Source organism: Mesorhizobium sp. WSM4810 (assembly GCF_055811235.1).
Genome location: NZ_JBVVQV010000104.1, coordinates 1 through 544 on the forward strand (window position 1 = coordinate 1; position 544 = coordinate 544).

Genomic DNA, 544 nt, shown 5'->3' on the forward strand with positions numbered 1-544 from the left:
GGCGTCATCTGCGGTGAGATGCGCAAAAGCGTGCCAGGGCATGATGGGCGCTAGGATGCGGCCGTCCGGCCGTTCGCCCGTCTGAATCGCGGTGACGATCTGCTCCGGGTCCAACTGCCAATCCCGGTCTCCTTGTCCGGCGTGATGTTGCGGCCGACAAAAACACCCTGACCAGGAATCTCGAAGCCTACGTCCGAGCCGCCAAGAAAGCGCGACATGTCGGGCCTTCCGAAGAAGTAACCCGGCGTGTGGCAGTCGTTGCATCCGCCGATCGTGACGAGGTATTCGCCGCGCTTAATCTGCGCGTCGTCGGCAATGGCTGTGACCAAAGAAAGCGCAGCTAACAACGCGGTCAAGAACGCGAGGCGAACTGGTGTCCGAAGCATCGTTTCCTCCCTTTCATTATCGCAACGCGGCCGGGCTTTGTGGCGTCATTACTGCACTAGCCCCGCTTGGCGCAGGCCAACGGTAAACTTCTCGGCATCCGAGGGATCCCTGAACGGCAAACGGCCGATATGCTCGACGGGGGAGTACCTCGGATTGA

1 pseudogene is annotated in these 544 nt (G+C 60.8%); it reads right to left on the reverse strand.

Going from position 1 to position 544, the window contains the following annotated elements:
- Positions 1-386, reverse strand: a pseudogene (locus AC0L3O_RS35500) (cytochrome c); the annotation flags it as partial.
- Positions 387-544 lie beyond the last annotated feature (158 nt).